Source organism: Streptomyces sp. 2A115 (genome assembly GCF_052245575.1).
Classification (GTDB): Bacteria; Actinomycetota; Actinomycetes; order Streptomycetales; family Streptomycetaceae; genus Streptomyces.
The window spans coordinates 195834-216676 of sequence record NZ_JBQQCG010000001.1 but is presented as its reverse complement, the minus strand read 5'-3'; the positions used below and the strand labels follow the sequence as shown (position 1 = coordinate 216676).

The window sequence follows — 20843 nt, the reverse complement described above, 5'->3', positions numbered from 1 at the left end:
GCGTGTGATCCGTTACGACGCCCTGGACGTCCTGCCCGTACGCGGTGCGCTGCCCGGCCTGGGCGACGCCCTGGAGGCGCATGGTGCCGCCGTGCTCGTCGCGCCGCCTGGTACCGGCAAGACGACGCTCGTACCGCTGGTGCTCGCCGGTCTCGTGGGTGACGGGCCCATACGCCGTGTCGTGGTCGCCGAGCCGCGGCGGATCGCCGCCCGGGCGGCGGCGCGGCGGATGGCGTGGCTGCTCGGCGAGAAGGTCGGCGAGAGCGTCGGGTTCACCGTGCGCGGGGAGCGTGTGGTGGGTCCACGCGCGCGCGTGGAGGTCGTCACGACCGGTGTGCTGCTCCAACGGGTGCAGCGGGACCAGGAGCAGGCAGGCGTCGACGTGGTCGTGCTCGACGAGTGCCACGAGCGGCATCTGGACGCGGACACGGTGGCGGCGTTCCTGCTGGACGTACGGGCCGCTCTGCGGCCCGAGCTGCGGCTGGTGGCCGCTTCCGCGACGACCGACGCCCAGGGGTGGGCGCGGCTGCTCGGCGACGCGCCGGTGGTCGAGGCTGCGGGCGTCTCCCATCCGGTCGAGGTGGTGTGGGCGCCGCCCGCGCGCCCCGTACGGCCGCCACACGGGATGCGAGTGGATCCGGTGCTGCTGACACATGTGGCGTCGGTGGTGCGGCGGGCGCTTTCCGAGCGCGACGGGGATGTGCTGTGTTTCCTCCCCGGGGTCGGGGAGATCGCGCGTGTCGCGGGGCAGCTCGGCGGTCTCGGCGACGTCGAGGTGCTTCAGGTGCACGGGCGGGCGCCGACGGCTGTGCAGGACGCGGTGCTGTCCGGCGGTGCGGGACGCAGGGTGGTCCTCGCGACGTCCGTGGCCGAGTCGTCGCTGACGGTCCCGGGGGTGCGGGTGGTCGTGGACTCGGGGTTGGCGCGGGAGCCGCGGGTGGACCACGCGCGCGGGCTGAGCGCCTTGGCGACGGTACGGGCCTCGCAGGCGGCCGGGAGGCAGCGGGCGGGGCGTGCCGGGCGGGAGGCGCCGGGGGCGGTGTACCGGTGCTGGGCGGAGGCGGAGGACGTACGGCTGCAGCGCTTTCCCGCGCCGGAGATCAAGGTCGCGGACCTGACGGCGTTCGCGCTGCAGACGGCGTGCTGGGGCGATCCCGACGCCTCCGGGCTCTCTTTGCTGGATCCCCCGCCGGGAGGCGCCATGGCGGCCGCTCGTGGCGTTCTGGAGGCCATCGGTGCCGTCGGGCCTGACGGGCGCCCCACCGACCGGGGCGTACGCATGTCCCGGCTCGGTCTGCATCCGCGGCTCGGGCGGGCCCTGCTGGACGCCGCGCCCTCCGTCGGCCCGGCGCGCGCCGCGGAGGTGGTCGCCCTGCTGAGTGAGGAGCCACCGCGGGAGTACGGGGATGACCTCGCGTCTGCGTTGAGGGCCGCCCGGCGCGGCGGGGACGCCTACGCCGGGCGGTGGCGTGCGGAGGTACGGCGACTGCGGGCCGCGTCGACGCCCGCGCGTTCGGCGCTGAGCCTCGACGACGACCAGGCCGTCGGACTCGTGGCCGCCCTGGCCTTCCCCGAGCGGGTCGCCCGGGCGCAGGGCGGATCGCACCTCATGGTGTCCGGGACCCGGGCCGAGATCGGTGACGGGAGTGGGCTGCGGGACGCGCCCTGGATCGCTGTCGCTGTTGCAGATCGGCCGGTTGGAGCAGGGCACGCGCGTGTGCGGCTCGGAGCCGTGATCGACGAAGGGGTCGCGCGCGAGGCGGCCGGGGCGCTGTTCAGCGAGGGAGACGAGGTGCGTTGGGCCGACGGGGACGTCGTGGCGCGGCGGGTCGAGCGGCTTGGGGCGGTGGAACTGGCGGTGCGGCCGTTGCGGAACGCCGAACCCGGGCTCGTACGGGAAGCGCTTGTGGAGGGGCTGAAGCAGGAAGGGCTCGGGGTGTTGCGGTGGTCGCGTGACGCCGAAGCGCTGCGGCTGCGGCTCGGCTTTCTGCGTCACCATCTCGGGGCGCCGTGGCCCGACGTGTCGGAGGACGCCCTGCACGCGCGCGTGGACGAGTGGCTCGAGCCCGAGCTGAGCCGGGCCCGGCGGCGGGCCGATCTGGAGCGGATCGATGCCGGGCAGGCGCTTGCCCGGTTGTTGCCGTGGGCCTCCGGGGAGGCGGCCCGGTTCGACGAGTTGGCGCCGGAGCGGATCGAGGTGCCGAGCGGGTCCAGGATCCGGGTCGACTATGCCGATCCCGAACGGCCCGTACTGGCCGTGAAGTTGCAGGAGATGTTCGGCGCTCAGGAGTCGCCGACCGTCGCCGGTGTGCCCGTTCTCGTACATCTGCTGTCACCCGCGGGGCGCCCTGCCGCCGTCACCTCCGACCTCGCCTCCTTCTGGAGGGACGGTTACAGGGGCGTACGGGCGGAGCTGCGTGGGCGGTATCCGAAGCATCCGTGGCCCGAGGATCCCGCGACCGCCGAACCGACCCGGCACACCAACGCGCGCCTCAGGCGCTGACCGGCTCGGGTTCGCGGGCTTCCGTGGGCGAAGGGTCACCGGGGCGGCGGCTGCGGGCCTCCAGGTACAGGGACAGCGACAGCAGCCCTGCGCCCAGGATCAGGAAGCCCCACGGGAGGTACGACGTGAGCAGCAGGATGAGGACGCGCTGGGACTTGACCAGGTCGACCGTCGACTTGATGTAGTCCTCGCGCATTTTCACGTGCCCGGAGAAGGCCGTTACCTTGTCGCGGTCTCCAAGGAGCGTGCCGCCGCGCAGTTCCTCCTTGTGGATCTCCTCCCCGTAGACGGGGGCGCCGGTGGCGGGTTCGACCCAGAACTTGCGGACCGTGGTGTACCAGCGGGTCGTGCCCGTCTTGGCGACCGACTCCGGGGTGATCCCCTCGACGGGCAGGTTCTTGGGCATGGGCACTTTGGTCCAGGGGATGGTCTGCTCGAAGTAGTAAACGTTTACGCCTCGGAAGTCCTGCGTGCCCTTGTAGTGGATGGGGGCGGTGACGCGGGCCTGTGCGTCGAAGTACTCGTAGTCCCTTTTCTCCGTCTGGAAGGGCCATTTGAACTCGATGCCCTCGCGCCTGACCGGTTCGCCGTCGACCATCTCGCCGGTGGCGTGGACGGGTTCCTGCGTGTGCGCGTCGAAGATGTAGCGCTCCGGGATCTTGGAGACCATCTTTCCGTCGGGACCCTGGACGTAGGAGAGGCCGTCCCAGACGACGACGTCGCGGCCGGCGGTCTTCTCGATCTTCTCGGAGGCCTCGACGTTGCCCTTGAGGGTCTGCACGATGGACACCTTGTCGACTTTCCGCGCCTTCATCGTGCCGTAGTCGAGGAGGGTCGCGTCCTTGGCCTCCAGGACCATGTCCTGGTACTGGTTGGCCGGGATCTTGGCCAGGCGCGGGAACGCGTACCAGCGCAGCAGCGGTGACAGCGCCGCGAAGAACACGGCGAGGGCGAGCAGGATCAGGCTGGCCTTGCGTCGCATCTCGGCGGCCCTCCTACGGTCACGGGTGCTCGGGGACGGTGGTCAGCAGCGGCTTCGGCGAGGTCTCGCCGGCCGGTGAGCCGACGGCCGTGATGGTGAGGACCAGCGCGAACGCGACGACGAGACCGGTCGCGGCGGCGATGAGGGCACGCATGCGGGCCTCCCGGCACAGTGAGCTGATACATCGTCAGGTCGGGCACCGTAGCAACGCGCGGCCGAGATGAGAACACGTCGGACACGTCGCAGACACAGAGACGCGGAGACAGACGGCGGGCCCACTCCCGGCGTTGGGAGTGGGCCCGCCGTCTGCGTGGTGCGGGTGCGTGCGGGATCAGGAGGCTGCGGCCGCCACCTTCAGCTCGACCGTCAGCGTCGCGCCGCCGGTGGTGTTGATGCGCAGCAGGAACGTGCCGGCCGTGTCGTCCGCGTACAGCTTCGGCAGCGTCAACAGGCCGTTCGCATCCGTCTTGAGGCCCGTCAGGGCGCGTACGGCCTTGCCGTCGGCGTCCTTGAAGTAGGGGCCCTTGTCGTTCTCGGTCGCGTCGTCCGCCGCCTTGATGAGCGTGGCGGTGGCCGCGACACCGCCCGCGGCGGCGCCGTTGTACGTGGCCTTCACCTCGACCTGTTCCGCGAAGTCGCCGCCCGGGACGCAGGTCAGCGCGGCGTCGCTGGTTCGGACGAGGGCGTCGGCCTGACGGGCGGTGACCGATGCCGTGTACGCGAGGCCGGCCAGGACTCGGCCGACGACCGTGGCGCGGACCGTGAAGTCGCCGGTCTTCTCGCCGGCCTGGAGCGCGGGCGCGGTGGCCACGCCGGAACTGCCGGTGACGACCGTCGCGACGGTTTCTCCGCCCGCGAAGGTGGCGTCCGTGTCGCCGATGATCGTGAACCGGACCCGGACCTTCGCGACAGCCTTGCCGGCCGCCGTCTCGGCGCGGGTGGCGATCTTCTCGGTGAAAGCATCGCCCGCGGTCGCGGTGAGCTTGCCGGTGCCCGCGTTCTCCAGGTGGTCCACCGTGTCGGTGGGCGTGGCGGGCGGGGACGTGGGAGGCGTACTTGTCGGAGGCTTCGACGTGCTGGGCGGGGTCGAGGGCGGGCGGGGGCTCGGGCTCGTCGAGCCGTTGCCCGTCGCCGGAGGGCTGGGCTTCGGCGTACGGGGCGGATTCGGACTCGGCGACGTGCCGGCGTTGGACCCGTTGCTGCCATCGCTGCGCCCGGAGGGCAGCGTGCCCGTGCCGTCCGGGACCTCGTGCGTGCCCTTGCGGTAGTACTCCAGCCACGACAGAACCGTGTTCAGGTAGTCCGTCGAGTTGTTGTAGCTGAGGATCGCGCGCCTGAGGTCGGCCCGGTCGGACAGATCCCAGTTGAACCGGCACACGTAGTGGCCGGCGGCGAGGGCCGCGTCGTAGATGTTGTTGGGGTCCTTCTTACCGTCGCCGTTGCCGTCGCGAGCCGACCACTCCCAGGTGGAGGGAATGAACTGCATGGGGCCGACGGCACGGTCGTGGGTGGTGTCGCCGTCGTACGCGCCGCCGTCGGTGTCGGATATGTTCGCGAAGCCGTTGCCGTTGAGGACGGGGCCGAGGATCGGGGTGATCGTTGTGCCGTTGGCGTCGACGCGGCCGCCGCGGGCCTGGCCGGACTCGACCTTGCCGATGGCCGCGAGGAGTTCCCAGGGCAGGTTGCAGCCGGGCTTGGACTCGCGCAGCGCCGCCTCGGCCTTCTTGTAGGCGTCGAGGACGGTCGCGGGTATGCCCGCTTCGGTGTCACCCGTGACGGCAGGGCTGTCGGTGCCCGTACTGGGCGTCGGGGTCGGGGTGTTGAGCGGCGGAAGGTCCGTGTAGTACGGCGAGTTGCCGGTCGCGCTGTCGTCGGCGGACGCGTCGGGCGAGGGCTGGGAACCGATGTTCTGTCTGCCCTGCGGCGTGTCGGTCACGCCCGGGGCCTGGGACGCGGACAGCGCCGCGACCGCGACCGCGGCCACAGCGGTGGTTGCCGCCCCCTTGACAACCCGCCTGCCGAATTGCGCCGCCATTGCGTGAACCCCTCCCGTGGACGATCGCCGCGCTCCGCGCGTTCTCCTGTGGTCCGGCCGCACTCCCCAGTACGGCAACCCAGGTGACCCTACGACAACTTCCGCCGCGTAGACACCTGTTCGTGCCCGATTTTCACCGGTTGGCCATATCCCGTTTCTCCTGCCCCTGACGCCTCCGGACCATGCGGGGCCGCCGGGAAGCCCTCGCGCATACTGGGCGTGATCGATCAAGGGATCGTCCAGGACCGTCAGATTCGGTCAACTTCGTTCACGGGGAGCCCAGTTGCCGTTCACGCTCAGCCATGCCGCAGCTGTCTTGCCGGCCTTACGCACCGACGGGACCGGACGCGGCCGACTGATTCCGGCCGCGCTTGTCGCCGGTTCGTTCGCGCCCGACATGACCTATTACGCGGCAAGTGCACTACCGGAGGCGATGGAGTTCGGCGAGTTCACGCACTCCTTCACCGGGGTGCTGACGGTCGACGTCCTCATCACCTGGGCGCTTGTGGGTGCCTGGCTGGTGCTGCGCGAGCCGCTGGTGGCGCTGCTGCCGCGGGGGCGGCAGGGGCGGATCGGGTCTCTCCTGCACTGCGGTTCGCCGCGGGCTCGTTTCCGGCCTGCGCTGGCACTGTGGTGGTACGTCTCGGCGGTGCTCGGCGCGCTGACGCATGTCGTGTGGGACGCGTTCACGCATCTCGACCGGTGGGGCATGCGGGTGTTCCCCGTCCTGGGTCGGGAGATCGCGGGCTCGCCGCTGTACTGGTATCTGCAGTACGGCGGTTCGGCCGTGGCGGCGGCGGTGATAGCGGCGTTTGTGGTGGTCGCCCTGCGGAGGCTGCCCGCCATGGATCCTGCCGCGGAGCCCGAGGGGGCGCCGTTGGAGACGCAGTTGGGGATGACACCGGGAGGGCCGTTGGGCACGCCCGCGGGAGTGCCCGTCCTGTCCGTACGAGACCGCTGGCTCTCGTGGCTCGTGATCGGGGGGTGCGCGGCGGTGGCGGGGGTGCAGCGGGCGGCTCGCTGGTGGGCGTACTGGGGGGCCGAGGCGGAGCTCTGGGAGCTGATCCCCACCGTGTGCTTCGGCGCGGGGGCCGGGCTGGCCGTCGGGCTGACGGTGTACGCCGTGGCGGTCAGGGTGTGGCGTCCGGCTCCGGCTGGTCCCAGCCGGGCAGCGGCTCGTACGGAGCCGAGCCGTCCGACATCTCGCTGATCGCGTTCTCCGGGGTGAGGTCCCGGCCTATGCCGCGGCCCTGGTTGACACCGCGGTGCACGGCCTGGGCTATGCGCTCGATGGTGCGCACTCCGTATGCCTTCGTCGGGTTGTCGTGCGACAGGACGACGATGCGGTACGTGCGGTCCGCGCCCGTGAAGGCGCCGATGCTGTGAACGCGCCAGCCGTGCGTGGATCTGGGCAGCCAGCCGTTCTTGATGTGGGCCTTCAGTCCGCGTGGCATGCCCGCGGGGACGCCCCAGCGCTGGTCGGCGCGGACGTCGGCGAGCAGTTTCAGGCCGTGTGCGCGGGTGCGAAGGAACGAGCGGGTGCTCGTCAGTACGGCCAGTAGCCGCATCTGGTCGACGGCCGTGGTGCGGGTGAGGCCCCAGTAGCCGCCCGGGCCCAGCACGGTGGCCCGGGTGCGGACGCGGGTGAGGAAGTCGTCCAGGTGGCTGTGGCCCAGGTCTGTCCACAGGCGCCCGGCGGCACGGTTGTCCGAGCTGACGATCATGGGCCGTACGTTCGTCGCTTCCCAGCGGGTGAGTCCGCGGCCCAGTTCCTCGGCCCGCCGGAGCAGCCCCTCCATGATCAACACCTTGGCGACGCTCGCCGAGTCGTACTGCCGCTCGCCGGCCAACACGCAGGTCAGGCCGGAGTCGTCGCGCACCGCCACGGAGACGCTGCCGTCCCTTGACGACAACGCCGCCTGGATGTCTTGGGACAACTGGGTGGCGAGGTCAGGGGCGTGGGGGGCGTGGCAGGTGACGGGGGTGGTGGGGGTATCGGAGGGGGTTCGGGATGCTGCCCGGGCCGTTGGGGCAGAGGCGGGGTCTGCCGGAGTGGGGTGATCTGCGACATCTCCGAGTGGACGCCGGTCGGTGGTGTCTGCGGGGACGCGGTGGGGAGTGCCGGTCAGGGCGCCGTGGTTGGCGTCCGTCGGGGCGCCGTGGAAGGTGCCCGTCGGGATGCGGTGCGTGGCGTCCGTCCGGGTGTGGTCTGTGGTGTCTGTCGGAATGCGTCTGATGGTGGCGCCGGCCGGGATTCTGGGGCTGGCGGCACCGGCCGAGACAGCGGTGATCGGCGCGAGGAGAGCCGACGCGAGGGCTGCGGCCAGTGCCGTGCGGCAGTGCCGTATGCGTCGTGTGCGGCGTATGCGAGGACCCATGCCCGCATCCTTACGGGGCGCCTGGCCGGGGGCGCCTTCGCGGGGGCCACGCGGGTGACGGGCCCTCCAGGGCTTGGGCGGGCTGTGCGGGTTGGCCTCGCGGCCGGAGGGTGAGGCTCGCCCCTGACTGCCGATCGGGAGCCCGCCCCGGAGGGTGAGGCTCACCCCTGACTGCCGATCGGGAGCCCGCCCCGGAGGGTGAGGCTCGCCCCGACTGCGGAGCCGGGAGCCCGTCCCGGAGGGACGGCTCACCTGGGGATGGCTCACCTCGTGACCGCTTGCCTCTGAAGGATTCACCCCCGGGAGGGCTCAACTCGGAACCACTCGTCCCGGAAGGGTTGCCTCAAGGCCTCGGGCGGTTGCCCGCCCACCGGGCTGCGCCACCGGGCTCCACCGACGGGCTTCTCGCCGTTGCGGCGGAGGCGGAGAAGGAATCGCGGGGAGAGAAAGGGTGCGGCGCACTGGAGGACTGCCCCGGCGGCACGCGAGCCGACCCACTCCCCTACTTTCCCGCACCCAAAGCCCCCACCTCGGAACCCGGAGCCCAAGCCGCACCCGCACCCGCACCCGCACCCGCACCCGTCACAAGCTAGTGCGCGGCCGACTCCCAGTCCGGTCCCGAGCCGACCGAGACGTCCAGCGGGGCCCGCAGGTGCACCGCGTTCGCCATTTCGTGGCGGACGAGTTTCTCGGTCTTGGCGCGTTCGCCAGGGGCGATCTCCAGGACGATTTCGTCGTGGACCTGGAGGAGCATGCGGGACTGGAGGTCGGCCTCGCGCAGCGCCCGGTCCACGTTCAGCATGGCGATCTTGACGATGTCCGCCGCAGTGCCCTGGATCGGCGCGTTCAGAGCCATACGCTCAGCGGCTTCGCGGCGCTGGCGGTTGTCGCTGTTGAGATCGGGGAGGTAGCGGCGGCGCCCGAAGAGCGTCGCCGTATAGCCCGTCGCCCGCGCCTCGTCGACCGCCCGGCGGAGATAGTCGCGTACGCCGCCGAAGCGCTCGAAGTACGTGTCCATCAGTACGCGCGCCTCGCCCGCGTCGATGTTCAGCTGCTGGGAGAGCCCGAAAGCCGACAACCCGTACGCGAGCCCGTACGACATCGCCTTGATCTTGCGGCGCATCTCCGCGTCGACGGCGGACCGCTCCACGGAGAACACCTGGGAGGCGACGGTGGTGTGCAGGTCCTCGCCCGAGGTGAACGCCTCCAAGAGGCCCTCGTCCTCGGAGAGGTGGGCCATCACGCGCAGCTCGATCTGGCTGTAGTCGGCGGTCATGAGGGACTCGAAGCCCTCGCCGACCACGAACCCGCGGCGGATCGCCCGGCCTTCGTCCGTGCGGACCGGGATGTTCTGGAGGTTCGGGTCGGTCGACGACAGGCGGCCCGTCGCCGCGACCGTCTGGTTGAAGGTGGTGTGGATGCGGCCGTCCGCGGCGATCGACTTGATGAGGCCCTCGACGGTCACGCGGAGTTTCGCCTGCTCGCGGTGGCGGAGCATGATCACGGGGAGTTCGTGGTCGGTCTGCGTGGCCAGCCAGGCCAGCGCGTCCGCGTCCGTCGTGTAGCCCGTCTTCGTCTTCTTCGTCTTGGGCAGGGCCAGTTCGCCGAAGAGGACTTCCTGGAGTTGCTTGGGCGAGCCGAGGTTGAACTCGTGGCCCACGGAGGCGTGCGCCTCCTTTATCGCCTGCTGCACGGCGGCCGCGAACATCTGCTCCATGGCCTCCAGGTGCGTCCGGTCGGCCGCGATGCCGTGCCGCTCCAGGCGGGCGAGCAGCGCGGACGTGGGCAGTTCCATCTCGCCGAGCAGGTCGGCCGCGCCCACCTCCTTGAGCTTCTCGCCGAACGCCTCGCCGAGGTCGAGGATCGCGCGGGCCTGCACCATCAGCGCGTCGGCCTCGGCCTGGTCGTCCGCGCCGAAGGCGAGCTGACCGTCGGCCTCGGCGGTGGGCGCGAGCTCCCTGCCGAGGTACTCCAGGGACAGCGCGTCCAGGGCGAAGGAGCGGCGGCCGGGCTTGACCAGGTAGGCGGCGAGCGCGGTGTCCATGGAGACGCCCTCGACGCTCCAGCCGTGCTCGGCGAAGACCCGCATGACGCCCTTGGCGTTGTGCAGGACCTTGGGCTTCTTCGGGTCGGCGAGCCACTGCGCGAACGCGTTCTCGTCGGCCTCGTCCAGCTGCGACGGGTCGAACCAGGCGGCCGCTCCGGCGGCCGCGGCGAGCGCGACCTCGGCCACGGAGCCCGTACCGAGCGTCCAGGTGTCGACGGTGGCCAGGCCCAGGACCGCCTTGCCGTGCTCGGCGAGCCAGGGCTTGAGCTCGCCCGCGCCGAGCACCGTGCCGTCCAGCTCGACGCCCTCCGCGACCGGCCCCGCGTCGGTCTCCTCCGCACCGGGGTCGACGGCGAAGAGCCGCTCGCGCAGCGAGGGGTTCCTGATCTCCAGGGTGTCCAGGACCATCGCGACGGTCTTGCGGTCGTAGGCCGCGCGCTCCAGGTCGACGACCGTCTTGGGCAGCTCGACATTCCGCTCCAGCTCGGTGAGCCGGCGGTTGAGCTTGACGGCCTCCAGGTGATCGCGGAGGTTCTGCCCCGCCTTGCCCTTGACCTCCTCGGCGCGCTCGACCAGCTCGACGAACGACCCGAACTGGTTGATCCACTTCGCCGCGGTCTTCTCACCGACGCCCGGGATGCCCGGCAGGTTGTCGGACGGGTCGCCGCGCAGCGCCGCGAAGTCGGGGTACTGCGCGGGCGTCAGCCCGTACTTCTCGAAGACCTTCTCCGGAGTGAACCGCGTCAGCTCCGAGACGCCCTTCGTCGGATACAGCACGGTCGTGTGCTCGCTGACCAGCTGGAAGGAGTCACGGTCGCCGGTGACGATCAGCACGTCGAAGCCGGCCGCCTCGGCCTGCGTGGCGAGCGTGGCGATCACGTCGTCCGCCTCGAAGCCGTCGACCGCGAACCGCTCGGCGTGCATCGCGTCGAGCAGCTCACCGATCAGCTCGACCTGGCCCTTGAACTCGTCCGGCGTCTTGGAGCGGTTCGCCTTGTACTCCGTGAACTCCGCGGAGCGCCACGTCTTGCGCGAGACGTCGAACGCCACCGCGAAGTGGGTGGGCGCCTCGTCACGCAGGGTGTTGGCGAGCATCGACGCGAATCCGTAGATCGCGTTCGTCGGCTGCCCCGTCGCCGTCGTGAAGTTCTCCGCGGGCAGCGCGAAGAACGCTCGGTACGCCAGCGAATGCCCGTCCATGAGCATCAGCCGCGGGCGCCCGTCGCCGGAGGTCTTCTCGGTCTTCTTCGATGCTGTCTCTGCCACGCCCCCGATCCTGCCACGCCCCACTGACAGTCGGCCCCGCCCGCAGCCCACGACCGCCCTCACGGCGCCCGCGACCGACCGCCCGCCGCCCCGACCGCCCGCGCGCCTGCGCCCCGCTTTCCCGACCGGCCAAGGTCGTTGTCACAGCCACGTGCGAGGATCGGAGATGTACCTCACACGTGTGCTCGAAAGGGAACCGAGATGGCCAGCAAGCCTCCCCAGAGTGATCCGGTTCAGGACGCGCCGCAGATCGCCGGGCCGAAGCACGCCGCGGCGGGACTGCCCGCCATCGGGCACACCCTGCGCATGGCACAGCAGCAGATGGGGGTGAGGCGCACGGCGCTGACGCTGCTGCGCGTCAATCAGAAGGACGGCTTCGACTGCCCGGGCTGCGCCTGGCCCGAGCCGGAGCACCGGCACACGGCGGAGTTCTGTGAGAACGGCGCGAAGGCCGTCGCCGAGGAGGCGACCCTGCGCCGCGTGACGCCGGACTTCTTCGCCGCGCACACGGTGGCCGACCTCGCGACCCGCAGCGGCTACTGGCTCGGCCAGCAGGGCCGTCTCACGCAGCCCATGTATCTCGCGGAGGGCGCCGACCACTACGAGCCGGTGCCCTGGGAGCGGGCCTTCGACATCATCGCCGAGGAGCTCACCGGCCTCGCCTCCCCCGACGAGGCGCTCTTCTACACCTCGGGGCGCACCAGCAACGAAGCGGCGTTCCTGTACCAGCTGTTCGCCCGCGAGTTCGGCACGAACAACCTGCCGGACTGCTCCAACATGTGCCACGAGTCCTCGGGTTCCGCGCTCGGCGAGACCATCGGCGTCGGCAAGGGCAGCGTCCTCCTGGAGGACCTCTACAAGGCGGACCTGATCGTCGTCGCCGGGCAGAACCCGGGCACGAACCACCCGCGCATGCTCTCCGCCCTGGAGAAGGCGAAGGCCAACGGCGCGAAGATCATCACCGTGAATCCGCTCCCCGAAGCGGGCATGGAGCGCTTCAAGAACCCGCAGACCCCCCAGGGCATGTTCAAGGGCGCCGCGCTCACCGACCTGTTCCTGCAGATCCGCATCGGCGGCGACCAGGCCCTCTTCCGCCTCCTCAACAAGCTGATCCTCGAGACGGAAGGCGCGGTCGACGAGGACTTCGTACGCGAACACACCCACGGTTACGAGGAGTTCACGGAGGCCGCCCGCGCCGCCGACTGGGACGAGACCCTCACCGCGACGGGCCTCACGCGCGCGCAGATCGACGAAGCGCTGCGCATGGTCCTCGCCTCGAAGCGAACCATCGTCTGCTGGGCGATGGGCCTCACCCAGCACAAGCACTCCGTGCCGACCATCCGCGAGGTCGTCAACTTCCTTCTGCTGCGTGGCAACATCGGCCGCCCGGGCGCCGGTGTGTGCCCGGTGCGCGGCCACTCGAACGTGCAGGGCGACCGCACGATGGGCATCTTCGAGCGCCCCGCCCCCGCCTTCCTGGACGCCCTGGAGAAGGAGTTCGGCTTCGCCCCGCCGCGCGAGCACGGCTACGACGTCGTACGGGCCATCCGCGCGATGCGTGACGACAAGGCCAAGGTCTTCTTCGCGATGGGCGGCAATTTCGTGTCGGCCTCCCCCGACACCGAGGTCACCGAGGCGGCCATGCGCCGCGCCCGCCTCACCGTGCACGTGTCCACGAAGCTCAACCGCTCGCACGCCGTCACGGGCGCGCGTGCCCTCATCCTGCCCACCCTCGGGCGCACCGAACGCGACCTCCAGGGCAGCGGCGAGCAGTCCGTGACCGTCGAGGACTCCATGGGCATGGTGCACGCCTCCCGCGGCCGTCTGGAGCCCGCGAGCGAGCACCTGCTGTCCGAGCCGGCCATCGTGTGCCGCCTCGCGCGCCGGGTCCTCGGCAGCCAATCCCGCACCCCCTGGGAGGAGTTCGAGAAGGACTACGCGACGATCCGCGACCGCATCGCGAAGGTCGTCCCGGGCTTCGAGGACTTCAACGCGCGCGTGGCCGAGCCCGGCGGCTTCGCCCTCCCGCACGCCCCGCGCGACGAGCGCCGCTTCCCCACCGCCACCGGAAAGGCCAACTTCACGGCCGCGCCCGTCGAGTACCCGAAGCTCCCCGAGGGCCGCCTCCTGCTGCAGACCCTGCGCTCGCACGACCAGTACAACACCACCATCTACGGCCTGGACGACCGCTACCGGGGCATCAAGAACGGCCGCCGCGTCGTCCTCGTCAACCCCGAGGACGCCCGCGAGCTTGACCTCGCCGACGGCTCGTACACCGACCTGGTCAGCGAGTGGAAGGACGGCGTGGAGCGCCGCGCCGCCGGCTTCCGCGTCGTGCACTACCCCACGGCCCGGGGCTGCGCGGCCGCCTACTACCCGGAGACCAACGTCCTGGTGCCGCTGGACGCCACCGCCGACACCAGTAACACGCCCGCCAGCAAGTCCGTCGTCGTCCGTCTGGAACAATCGGCTGCCAACTGAGCGTTCGCTTAGGTGGCTGATCGGCAGCGCCGGGCACGATCGACGACGAAGGAGCCGGACCCCATGGGCGAGCACCACCACGTGAAGTTCCCGCAAGAGGTCATCGACGAGTACGCCGCGCTCGGCGTGGACGTCGTCGCCATGTTCTCCGCGGGACACCTCGGCACGCGCATGGGCGTCCAGATCACCGAGGCCTCCTCGGACCGCGTCGTCGGCACCATGCCGGTGGAGGGCAACACCCAGCCGTACGGACTCCTGCACGGCGGCGCCTCCGCCGTACTGGCCGAGACGCTCGGCTCGGTCGGGGCGATGCTCCACGGCGGCAGCTCCAAGATCGCCGTCGGCGTCGACCTCAACTGCACGCACCACCGCGGAGCCCGCTCCGGCCTGGTCACCGGCGTGGCAACACCCGTCCACCGGGGCCGCTCAACAGCCACGTACGAGATCGTGATCAGCGACGAGGACGGCAAGCGTGTATGCACCGCACGCCTCACCTGCATGCTGCGGGGCGTCAACCCGAGCGACGAGGCGCGGGTGAACACGGCGGGCTGACGGCTGACGGCTGACGGCTGACGGCTGACGGCTGACGGCTGACGGGGCAGGGAAAACCCTAGGGATGCGGCCGCGATCTTGCCGCGGCCCCATCCGCACGTTTCACTGAGCTCTGCTCAACCCCCCACAGGAGAACACCCGTCCCACCTGCCCAAAGGGGTTCTTCTTGTCCGCCACACGCGCCACCGCGGCCCGCACGACCGCCGTCACCACCGCCGTCACCGCCGCGGCCTGCGCCGCCGTGCTCGCCACCGCGCTGCCCTCGTCCGCGATCAACTCGTACAACGCGACGCCCGCGCCCGAGCGCACCGAGGTCGGGGCACTGGTCGCCACCTGGGACAACGACGACGACCCGGCCACCCCGGACCGGGTCGACTGGGTCTGCTCCGGCACCATGATCGACACGAACACCTTCCTGACCGCCGCGCACTGCACCACCGACTGGCCGGACAACGTGAAGTTCTACGTGTCCCTCGACCAGGACGTACAGGCCGGCCTCGACGCCGCCGCGAAGAAGTACCCCGGCGACCCCGCGGCCCAGGCGAACGCCGTCGCCGTCCAGGGCACCCCGCACAGCCACCCCGACTTCCCGGGGCCGGCCTCCGACACCCACGACATCTCGGTGATCGAACTGCCCGCGAAGAAGGTCGCGTCCCGCTGGTCGTTCACCCCGGCCGCGCTGCCCGCCGCGAACCAGCTGGGCGCGCTCGGCACCCAGGGGCTCAACTCGACCGACTGGTTCGTCGCCGGCTACGGCACCCAGGAGGCCGTCAACGGCCCCGGCGGCCAGACCCACCCCGGCGGCGGCGTCCGCATGAAGGCACCCGTCACCTTCGACGCCCTCAACGCCGCCTGGGTGCGCCTGGCGATGACCGCCCCACAAGGCAACGGCGGTGCCTGCTACGGAGATTCGGGCGGACCGAACTTCGCGGTGATCGGCGGGAAGAACGTGCTCGCGGCCACCACGATCACCGGCGACACACCGTGTTACGCCACCAACGTGACCTACCGGCTGGACACTTCGGGAGCACGGGCCTTCCTCGCCCCGTTCGTCGCCCTCCCCTGACCGTCACGGCGACCGCCGAGCGGGAGACGCCCGTCGCGTGCCGTTGACGTTGATACCGGGCGCCGGGCGGCTTAGCGTCGGGGCATGACAACGGGTGGGGCGCCTCGGCCGGGCGCGGTGCGGGGGTGTGCGCTCGGGCTGGTGCCGCTGACCGGTGCCGGGCTCGCCGGAGGCGGCGAGCCCGGCACCAACGGCCGTACGGCGACGGGTACATCGGACGCCACGCCCGCACGGAGCGCCTCGGCCTCGCCGTCGGCCACACCCCCGTTCGCGACACCCCCTGAGGACCTGTGCGGGCGGATTGTCGCGTACTGGTCGCGAGAGGTGCTGGACACCAACACCTACGGCGACTACCAGTCGATGGGCCTGTCCAACGGGCAGTACGAGATCCCGATGGACGTCGTGGACGCCGCCCGGGCCGAGCAGGAACACAACGGCCCGACCGCGGCGCAACGGCTCATCGACCGCGGGGCACACGAGAGCCGCGAGGACCGGCACCGCGACGGCGGCCCGGCCAAGGGTCCCTGGCGGTGAGCGGCGTCGGCCCTGTCGAGCCGGGCCCGGGCACGCGCGCGTGGGACACCCCGGAACCAGGCACCCGATCCCTCCCCGAGCCCCCACGCCGACGCCTGGCACGGCTGTACGCCCGCCACCGCCGCGCCGTCCTCGCGTCCGCGGCGGCCGCCGTTCTCCTCCCGGGCGGCGGCTATCTCTACGTCACCCGGCCCCAGCCACCGCCGCCGCCCGCCCCGCCGTACCCCTACCTGGTCGTCCACGTCTCGTATTTGGGCAAGGAGACCGCGCCCGCGAACGCTCCGCGTCAGAGCTTCAGCTTCGCGGTGAAGGTCACCACTCAGTCCGGCCCTCCGGTCACCGTGATGGACATCACCCAGTCCTACGACAGTGTTTCGCTGACGTCGGTCCCCCGCCCGCCGTTCCGAACCGAGGTCGGTTCCCCACGCAAGATCGTCGTTACCATGCATGTGACGGAATGTGCGAATGTGCCTGTGAGCGCCGGACTGCCTTTCCTGGACGTAACTCTGCGTAATACGCGTGCAATACAACGCCACAGTTTCATCTTGGGCGAGCGCTACGCGCATGACCTCTCAGAAGCTCTTCAAGGCATCTGCGACAACGACGCCCCGTCATCACCAAAACCCTAGATCACTCCTGGAAACATCCCGGCTCATCCTGCGGGTTCTCAGCATGCGGACTGGGCGAATCGGTGCGAATTGCACTTATCCGCCCACCGAGTACCGCTCTGCATTACCTCGTGTCATAACAAGAGCGTCACAGCCTGGGTCAGATACTCCTCCACGTTCCCTTCACCCGCTTAGAGTCACGCCCAGTCACCGCGCACCGGATTCGAAGACGTTTCGGCCCAGCGCTCGACTCGGCCCGTTCAACAGAAAGGGCCGCGCCAGGGAAAGGACTGCTGATCGTGCGTCAACGTTCGCTTATCGCCATCACCGCCGCGCTGGCGGCGGGAGCACTCACCCTCACCGCATGCGGCTCCCGTGACGAAGGCGGCGACTCCAGCGGCGACTCAGCCAGCACCACGCTGACCATCGGCGTGGACGCCCCCCTCTCCGGCGAGAACTCGACCACCGGCCTCGGCATCCAGTACGGCGCCCAGATAGCCGTCGACGACGCCAACAAGAAGAACACCGTCCCGGGCGTCAAGTTCAAGATCAAGGCCCTCGACGACAAGGCCCAGCCCGCCACCGGCCAGCAAAACGCCACGGCCTTCGTCGGCGACAAGTCCGTCGTCGGCGCCGTCGGCCCGCTGAACTCCGGTGTCGCCCAGTCGATGCTGCAGGTCTTCGCCTCCGCCGACATGGCCCAGATCTCGCCGGCGAACACCAACCCCGAGCTGACCATGGGCAAGGACTGGCAGACCGCCCCGAAGCGGCCGTACAAGACGTACTTCCGTACCGCCACCACCGACGCCCTCCAGGGCGGCTTCGCGGCCGACTACGCCTACAACGGCCTCAAGAAGAAGAACGTCTTCGTCGTCGACGACAAGCAGACCTACGGCGCCGGCCTCGCCAAGCTCTTCAACGAGGCGTTCACCAAGGCCGGCGGCAAGGTCGCCGGCACGGACCACGTCAACACCGGCGACAAGGACTTCGGCGCCCTCGTCTCCAAGATCAAGTCGTCCAAGGCCGACCTCGTCTACTACGGCGGCCAGTACGACGAGTCCGCGCTGATCACCAAGCAGCTCAAGGACGCCGGCGTCAAGGTCCCGCTCTTCGGCGGCGACGGCATGTTCGCCACCACCTACATCGAGACCGCCGGCGCCGCCGCCTCCGAAGGCGACCTCGCGACCGCCATCGGCGTCCCCGTCGACACCCTGCCCGGCGCCAAGGCCTTCGTCGACACCTACAAGGCCAAGGGCTACAAGGGTGACTACGGCGCCTACGGCGCCTACGCCTACGACGCCACCACCGCGATCATCAACGCCGTGAAGGCCGCCAAGGAAGCCAAGGAAGACATCTCCGGCGACGAACTGCGCTCCAAGGTCGTCGAAGAGGTCCAGAAGACCGACTTCGAAGGCATCAGCGGCAAGCTCGCCTTCGACGAGTTCGGTGACACGACCAACAAGCAGCTCACCGTTTACCAGGTCGAAAAGGGCAAGTGGAAGGCTGTCAAGACCGGCACGTACGACGCCGGCTGACGCACACTCCCCACAAGCACCACACCACGGGCCGCGCGGAAGGAGGACCCCGACCGCGCGGCCCGTTTCCACACCCATCCCCGCGTGCACGCCCCAGTGCACAACGACCACCGACTATGGAGGCCACGCGGTGAACACCCTGCCGCAGCAGCTGGCCAACGGGCTGCTCCTGGGCTCGATGTACGGGCTCATCGCCATCGGCTACACGATGGTGTACGGCATCGTCCAGCTCATCAACTTCGCGCACGGCGAGATCTTCATGACCGGAGGCTTCGGCGCGCTCACCGTCTACCTGGCCCTTCCCTCGGGCATATCCATGTGGGCACTAGTGCCACTGATGCTGATCGGCGGCGGACTCGTCGCGGTCTTCATCGCCGTCGGAGCGGAACGGTTCGCCTACCGACCACTGCGCGGAGCACCACGACTGGCACCGCTCATCACCGCGATCGGTCTCTCCCTGGCCCTCCAGGAAGTCGTCCGCAACTTCTACCCCGACGCCGACCGCGCCCGCGCGTTCCCCGGCCTCGACAACACCCACGACATCGGCTCCGTCACCATCAAGGACGCCGACATCTTCCTGATCCTCGCCGCGGTCGTCTGCATGGCGTCCCTCGCCCTGTTCGTCCGCCGCAGCCGCACCGGCCGCGCCATGCAGGCCACCGCACAGGACCCGGACACCGCCCAGCTCATGGGCATCGACACCAACCGCATCATCGTCATCGCCTTCGCCATCGGCGGCTTCTTCGCAGCCGTCGCAGCCGTCGCCTACGGACTCAAGTACGGCAACATCGACTACCGCATGGGCTTCCTCATGGGCCTCAAGGCCTTCACCGCGGCAGTCCTCGGCGGCATCGGCAACATCTACGGCGCCATGATCGGCGGCCTCGTCCTCGGCGTCGCCGAAACCCTCGCCTCCGCCTACATCGACGGAATCCCCGGCATGCAGCAGCTCGGCGGCGCCAGCTGGGCCAACGTCTGGGCCTTCTGCCTCCTCATCCTCGTCCTGCTCTTCAGGCCACAAGGCCTACTCGGCGAACGCGTCGCGGACAGGGCGTGATGACCATGACTCAAACCCTCACCAAGACGAGCCCCGCCACCCGCGGCCTCATACCGCTGCCGCCCACCGCGGCCCGCGCCCTCACCCTCGCCGGCGGCGTCGCCACCGCCGCGTCCGCGTTCCTCGCCTGGACCTGGACCAGCGAATTCCCCGGCGACCTCACCATCAACGGCTACCCCGGCGGCCTGCAGTGGCTGACGTTCACCGCCGGAATCCTCACCGTGCTGTTCGCACTCGCCCACTACGGCGTACGCGGCCTCGGATGGCTCACACCCGCCGGCAACAACGCACCCGTCGTACTCAACGCACTCGGCGGCTTCGGCACCACCTGGTTCACCGTCATCGCCATCGCGGCCAACCTCGGCGGACTCGCCAACCTCGAACCCGGCGCGTACATCGCCGCCATCGCCTCCCTGCTGCCCGTCATCGGCGCACTCGCACTCCCCCAGGAAGGCGCCGGCGAACAACCGGCCAAGGAAACCTTCGGCCACTACATCGCCAAAGCCGAGCGCATCCCGGCCGCCAAGGCCACCGCGCCCTGGATCCAGCGGCTCATCATCACCGCCGTCACGATCATCGGCCTCTTCACCTTCACCTACGGCATCGACACCGAATACGGCGAGCTGTTCATCGGCTACCTCATCGTCGTCATCTTCGCCGTCTGGGCCCTGCACACCGCCGGTCTGATGGACCGCTTCTCACAACTCATCGCCGGCAACCGCAGCTTCACCCTCGCGATGGGCTTCGCCGCCGCCATCGCCTTCCCCTTCACCCAGACCGACGATCACTACGCCAACATCGGCGTCAACATCCTGATCTTCGGCACCGTCGCCCTCGGCCTCAACATCGTCGTCGGCCTCGCCGGACTCCTCGACCTCGGATACGTCGCCTTCCTCGGCGTCGGCGCCTACACCGCCGCCCTCGTCTCCGGATCCGAGTTCTCCACCTTCTCCGGCGTCCAGTTCCCCTTCTGGGCCGCCGCCCTCTCCGGCGCCGCCGCATCGCTCATCTTCGGCGTCCTCATCGGCGCCCCCACCCTGCGACTGCGCGGCGACTACCTCGCCATCGTCACCCTCGGCTTCGGAGAAATCTTCCGCATCGCCGTCAACAACCTCGACGGCGACTCCGGACCGGACATCACCAACGGCCCCAACGGCATCCCGTCCATCCCCGACCTCTCCTTCTTCGGATACAACTTCGGGGAATCCCACGACATCGCCGGCTTCACCCTCGGCCGCTTCGCCAACTACTACCTCCTCATGGTCCTGATCATGGCGATCGTGGTCCTCGTCTACACCCGCGCCGCCGACTCACGCATCGGCCGCTCCTGGATCGCCATCCGCGAAGACGAAACCGCCGCCACCGCCATGGGCATCAACGGCTTCCGCGTCAAACTCGTCGCCTTCGCCCTCGGCGCCGCCCTCGCGGGCCTCGCAGGCACGGTCAGCGCCCACGTCACCTACAGCGTGGTCCCCAACCCGTACCAGTTCGCAGGCTCCACCCCGCCCAACTCCGCGTTCCTCCTGGCCGCGGTAGTCCTCGGCGGCATGGGCACCGTCGCCGGACCCATCCTCGGCGCGGCACTGCTCTACCTCCTCCCGGAGAAGCTCGTCTTCCTCCAGGACAAGTCACTCCTCGCATTCGGCATCGCCCTCGTGGTCCTCATGCGCTTCCGGCCGGAAGGCATCATCGCCAACCGCCGCCGCCAGCTCGAATTCCACGAGACCGGCCAACTCGACGTACCAGACACCACGACGTTGACCGACCAAACGGCCGTCACCAAGGCGGGGGCGTGACCA

General features: G+C 70.2%; 15 protein-coding genes. 10 read left to right on the top strand and 5 right to left on the bottom strand.

The window, feature by feature from the left end; translation table 11 throughout:
• The first annotated feature begins 4 nt into the window (after positions 1 to 4).
• Positions 5 to 2503 carry an ATP-dependent helicase HrpB gene (gene hrpB / locus ACTWQR_RS00945; RefSeq protein ID WP_443224889.1) on the top strand — a complete coding sequence of 833 codons (2499 nt, stop codon included), beginning with the start codon at positions 5 to 7 and terminating at the stop codon, positions 2501 to 2503.
• Here hrpB and ACTWQR_RS00940 read toward each other — a convergent pair.
• The 3 genes from ACTWQR_RS00940 to ACTWQR_RS00930 all read right to left on the bottom strand — a co-directional run bounded on the left by ACTWQR_RS00940 (position 2493) and on the right by ACTWQR_RS00930 (position 5520).
• Positions 2493 to 3485 carry a DUF3068 domain-containing protein gene (locus ACTWQR_RS00940; RefSeq protein WP_443224888.1) on the bottom strand — a complete coding sequence of 331 codons (993 nt, stop codon included), beginning with the start codon at positions 3483 to 3485 and terminating at the stop codon, positions 2493 to 2495. The genes hrpB and ACTWQR_RS00940 overlap by 11 nt on opposite strands.
• A gap of 19 nt (positions 3486 to 3504) precedes the next feature.
• The gene (locus ACTWQR_RS00935; protein WP_443224887.1) at positions 3505 to 3639 is read right to left on the bottom strand and encodes an SPW_0924 family protein; all 135 of its coding nucleotides are present in this window, start codon (positions 3637 to 3639) and stop codon (positions 3505 to 3507) included.
• A gap of 177 nt (positions 3640 to 3816) precedes the next feature.
• Positions 3817 to 5520, bottom strand: coding sequence for a lytic transglycosylase domain-containing protein (locus ACTWQR_RS00930; protein WP_443224886.1), 1704 nt, complete (start codon positions 5518 to 5520; stop codon positions 3817 to 3819).
• Between the two features lie 283 nt (positions 5521 to 5803).
• On the opposite strand from ACTWQR_RS00930, the gene ACTWQR_RS00925 reads away from it, so the two are divergent.
• Positions 5804 to 6730: a DUF4184 family protein gene (locus ACTWQR_RS00925; protein WP_443224885.1), complete on the top strand. Its 927-nt coding sequence runs from the start codon at positions 5804 to 5806 to the stop codon at positions 6728 to 6730.
• Here the strand turns inward: ACTWQR_RS00925 and ACTWQR_RS00920 are convergent.
• Positions 6651 to 7898 (bottom strand): serine hydrolase, encoded by a 1248-nt coding sequence (locus ACTWQR_RS00920; protein WP_443224884.1) that lies wholly within the window; start codon positions 7896 to 7898, stop codon positions 6651 to 6653. The two genes, ACTWQR_RS00925 and ACTWQR_RS00920, sit on opposite strands and share 80 nt — an antisense overlap.
• Before the next feature lie 589 nt (positions 7899 to 8487).
• Positions 8488 to 11211 (bottom strand): DNA polymerase I, encoded by a 2724-nt coding sequence (polA, locus tag ACTWQR_RS00915; protein ID WP_443224883.1) that lies wholly within the window; start codon positions 11209 to 11211, stop codon positions 8488 to 8490.
• A gap of 201 nt (positions 11212 to 11412) precedes the next feature.
• Between polA and ACTWQR_RS00910 the strand changes: the two genes are divergently transcribed.
• From ACTWQR_RS00910 to ACTWQR_RS00875, 8 genes are all read left to right on the top strand, one after another.
• Positions 11413 to 13692: an FdhF/YdeP family oxidoreductase gene (locus tag ACTWQR_RS00910; protein ID WP_443224882.1), complete on the top strand. Its 2280-nt coding sequence runs from the start codon at positions 11413 to 11415 to the stop codon at positions 13690 to 13692.
• Between the two features lie 63 nt (positions 13693 to 13755).
• Entirely contained in the window at positions 13756 to 14244 is a 489-nt protein-coding gene (locus tag ACTWQR_RS00905) for a PaaI family thioesterase (RefSeq protein ID WP_443224881.1), read from the top strand.
• Between the two features lie 166 nt (positions 14245 to 14410).
• Positions 14411 to 15310 (top strand): trypsin-like serine protease, encoded by a 900-nt coding sequence (locus ACTWQR_RS00900; RefSeq protein ID WP_443224880.1) that lies wholly within the window; start codon positions 14411 to 14413, stop codon positions 15308 to 15310.
• 84 nt (positions 15311 to 15394) lie between these two features.
• On the top strand, positions 15395 to 15844 hold the full coding sequence (locus tag ACTWQR_RS00895) for a hypothetical protein (protein ID WP_443224879.1): 450 nt from the start codon (positions 15395 to 15397) through the stop codon (positions 15842 to 15844).
• Positions 15841 to 16473 carry a Tat pathway signal sequence domain protein gene (locus ACTWQR_RS00890; RefSeq protein ID WP_443224878.1) on the top strand — a complete coding sequence of 211 codons (633 nt, stop codon included), beginning with the start codon at positions 15841 to 15843 and terminating at the stop codon, positions 16471 to 16473. Before ACTWQR_RS00895 ends, ACTWQR_RS00890 begins: the two co-directional genes overlap by 4 nt.
• A 278-nt stretch (positions 16474 to 16751) precedes the next feature.
• On the top strand, positions 16752 to 17987 hold the full coding sequence (locus tag ACTWQR_RS00885; RefSeq protein WP_443224877.1) for a branched-chain amino acid ABC transporter substrate-binding protein: 1236 nt from the start codon (positions 16752 to 16754) through the stop codon (positions 17985 to 17987).
• A gap of 130 nt (positions 17988 to 18117) precedes the next feature.
• A complete protein-coding gene (locus tag ACTWQR_RS00880; RefSeq protein ID WP_443224876.1) occupies positions 18118 to 19044 on the top strand; it encodes a branched-chain amino acid ABC transporter permease in 927 nt (308 codons plus the stop codon).
• Entirely contained in the window at positions 19044 to 20840 is a 1797-nt protein-coding gene (locus ACTWQR_RS00875) for a branched-chain amino acid ABC transporter permease (protein WP_443224875.1), read from the top strand. The genes ACTWQR_RS00880 and ACTWQR_RS00875 overlap by 1 nt, the downstream gene beginning before the upstream one ends.
• The last annotated feature ends 3 nt before the right edge of the window (positions 20841 to 20843 follow it).

What these genes read in the sequence shown, in the direction of transcription:
- ACTWQR_RS00920 (WP_443224884.1), bottom strand. Translation starts at nt 7,898, where the DNA reads ATGGGTCCTCGCATACGCCGCACACGACGCATACGGCACTGCCGCACG.
- ACTWQR_RS00940 (WP_443224888.1), bottom strand. Translation starts at nt 3,485, where the DNA reads ATGCGACGCAAGGCCAGCCTGATCCTGCTCGCCCTCGCCGTGTTCTTC.
- ACTWQR_RS00930 (WP_443224886.1), bottom strand. Translation starts at nt 5,520, where the DNA reads ATGGCGGCGCAATTCGGCAGGCGGGTTGTCAAGGGGGCGGCAACCACC.
- ACTWQR_RS00905 (WP_443224881.1), top strand. Translation starts at nt 13,756, where the DNA reads ATGGGCGAGCACCACCACGTGAAGTTCCCGCAAGAGGTCATCGACGAG.
- ACTWQR_RS00875 (WP_443224875.1), top strand. Translation starts at nt 19,044, where the DNA reads ATGACCATGACTCAAACCCTCACCAAGACGAGCCCCGCCACCCGCGGC.
- ACTWQR_RS00910 (WP_443224882.1), top strand. Translation starts at nt 11,413, where the DNA reads ATGGCCAGCAAGCCTCCCCAGAGTGATCCGGTTCAGGACGCGCCGCAG.
- ACTWQR_RS00895 (WP_443224879.1), top strand. Translation starts at nt 15,395, where the DNA reads ATGACAACGGGTGGGGCGCCTCGGCCGGGCGCGGTGCGGGGGTGTGCG.
- ACTWQR_RS00935 (WP_443224887.1), bottom strand. Translation starts at nt 3,639, where the DNA reads ATGCGTGCCCTCATCGCCGCCGCGACCGGTCTCGTCGTCGCGTTCGCG.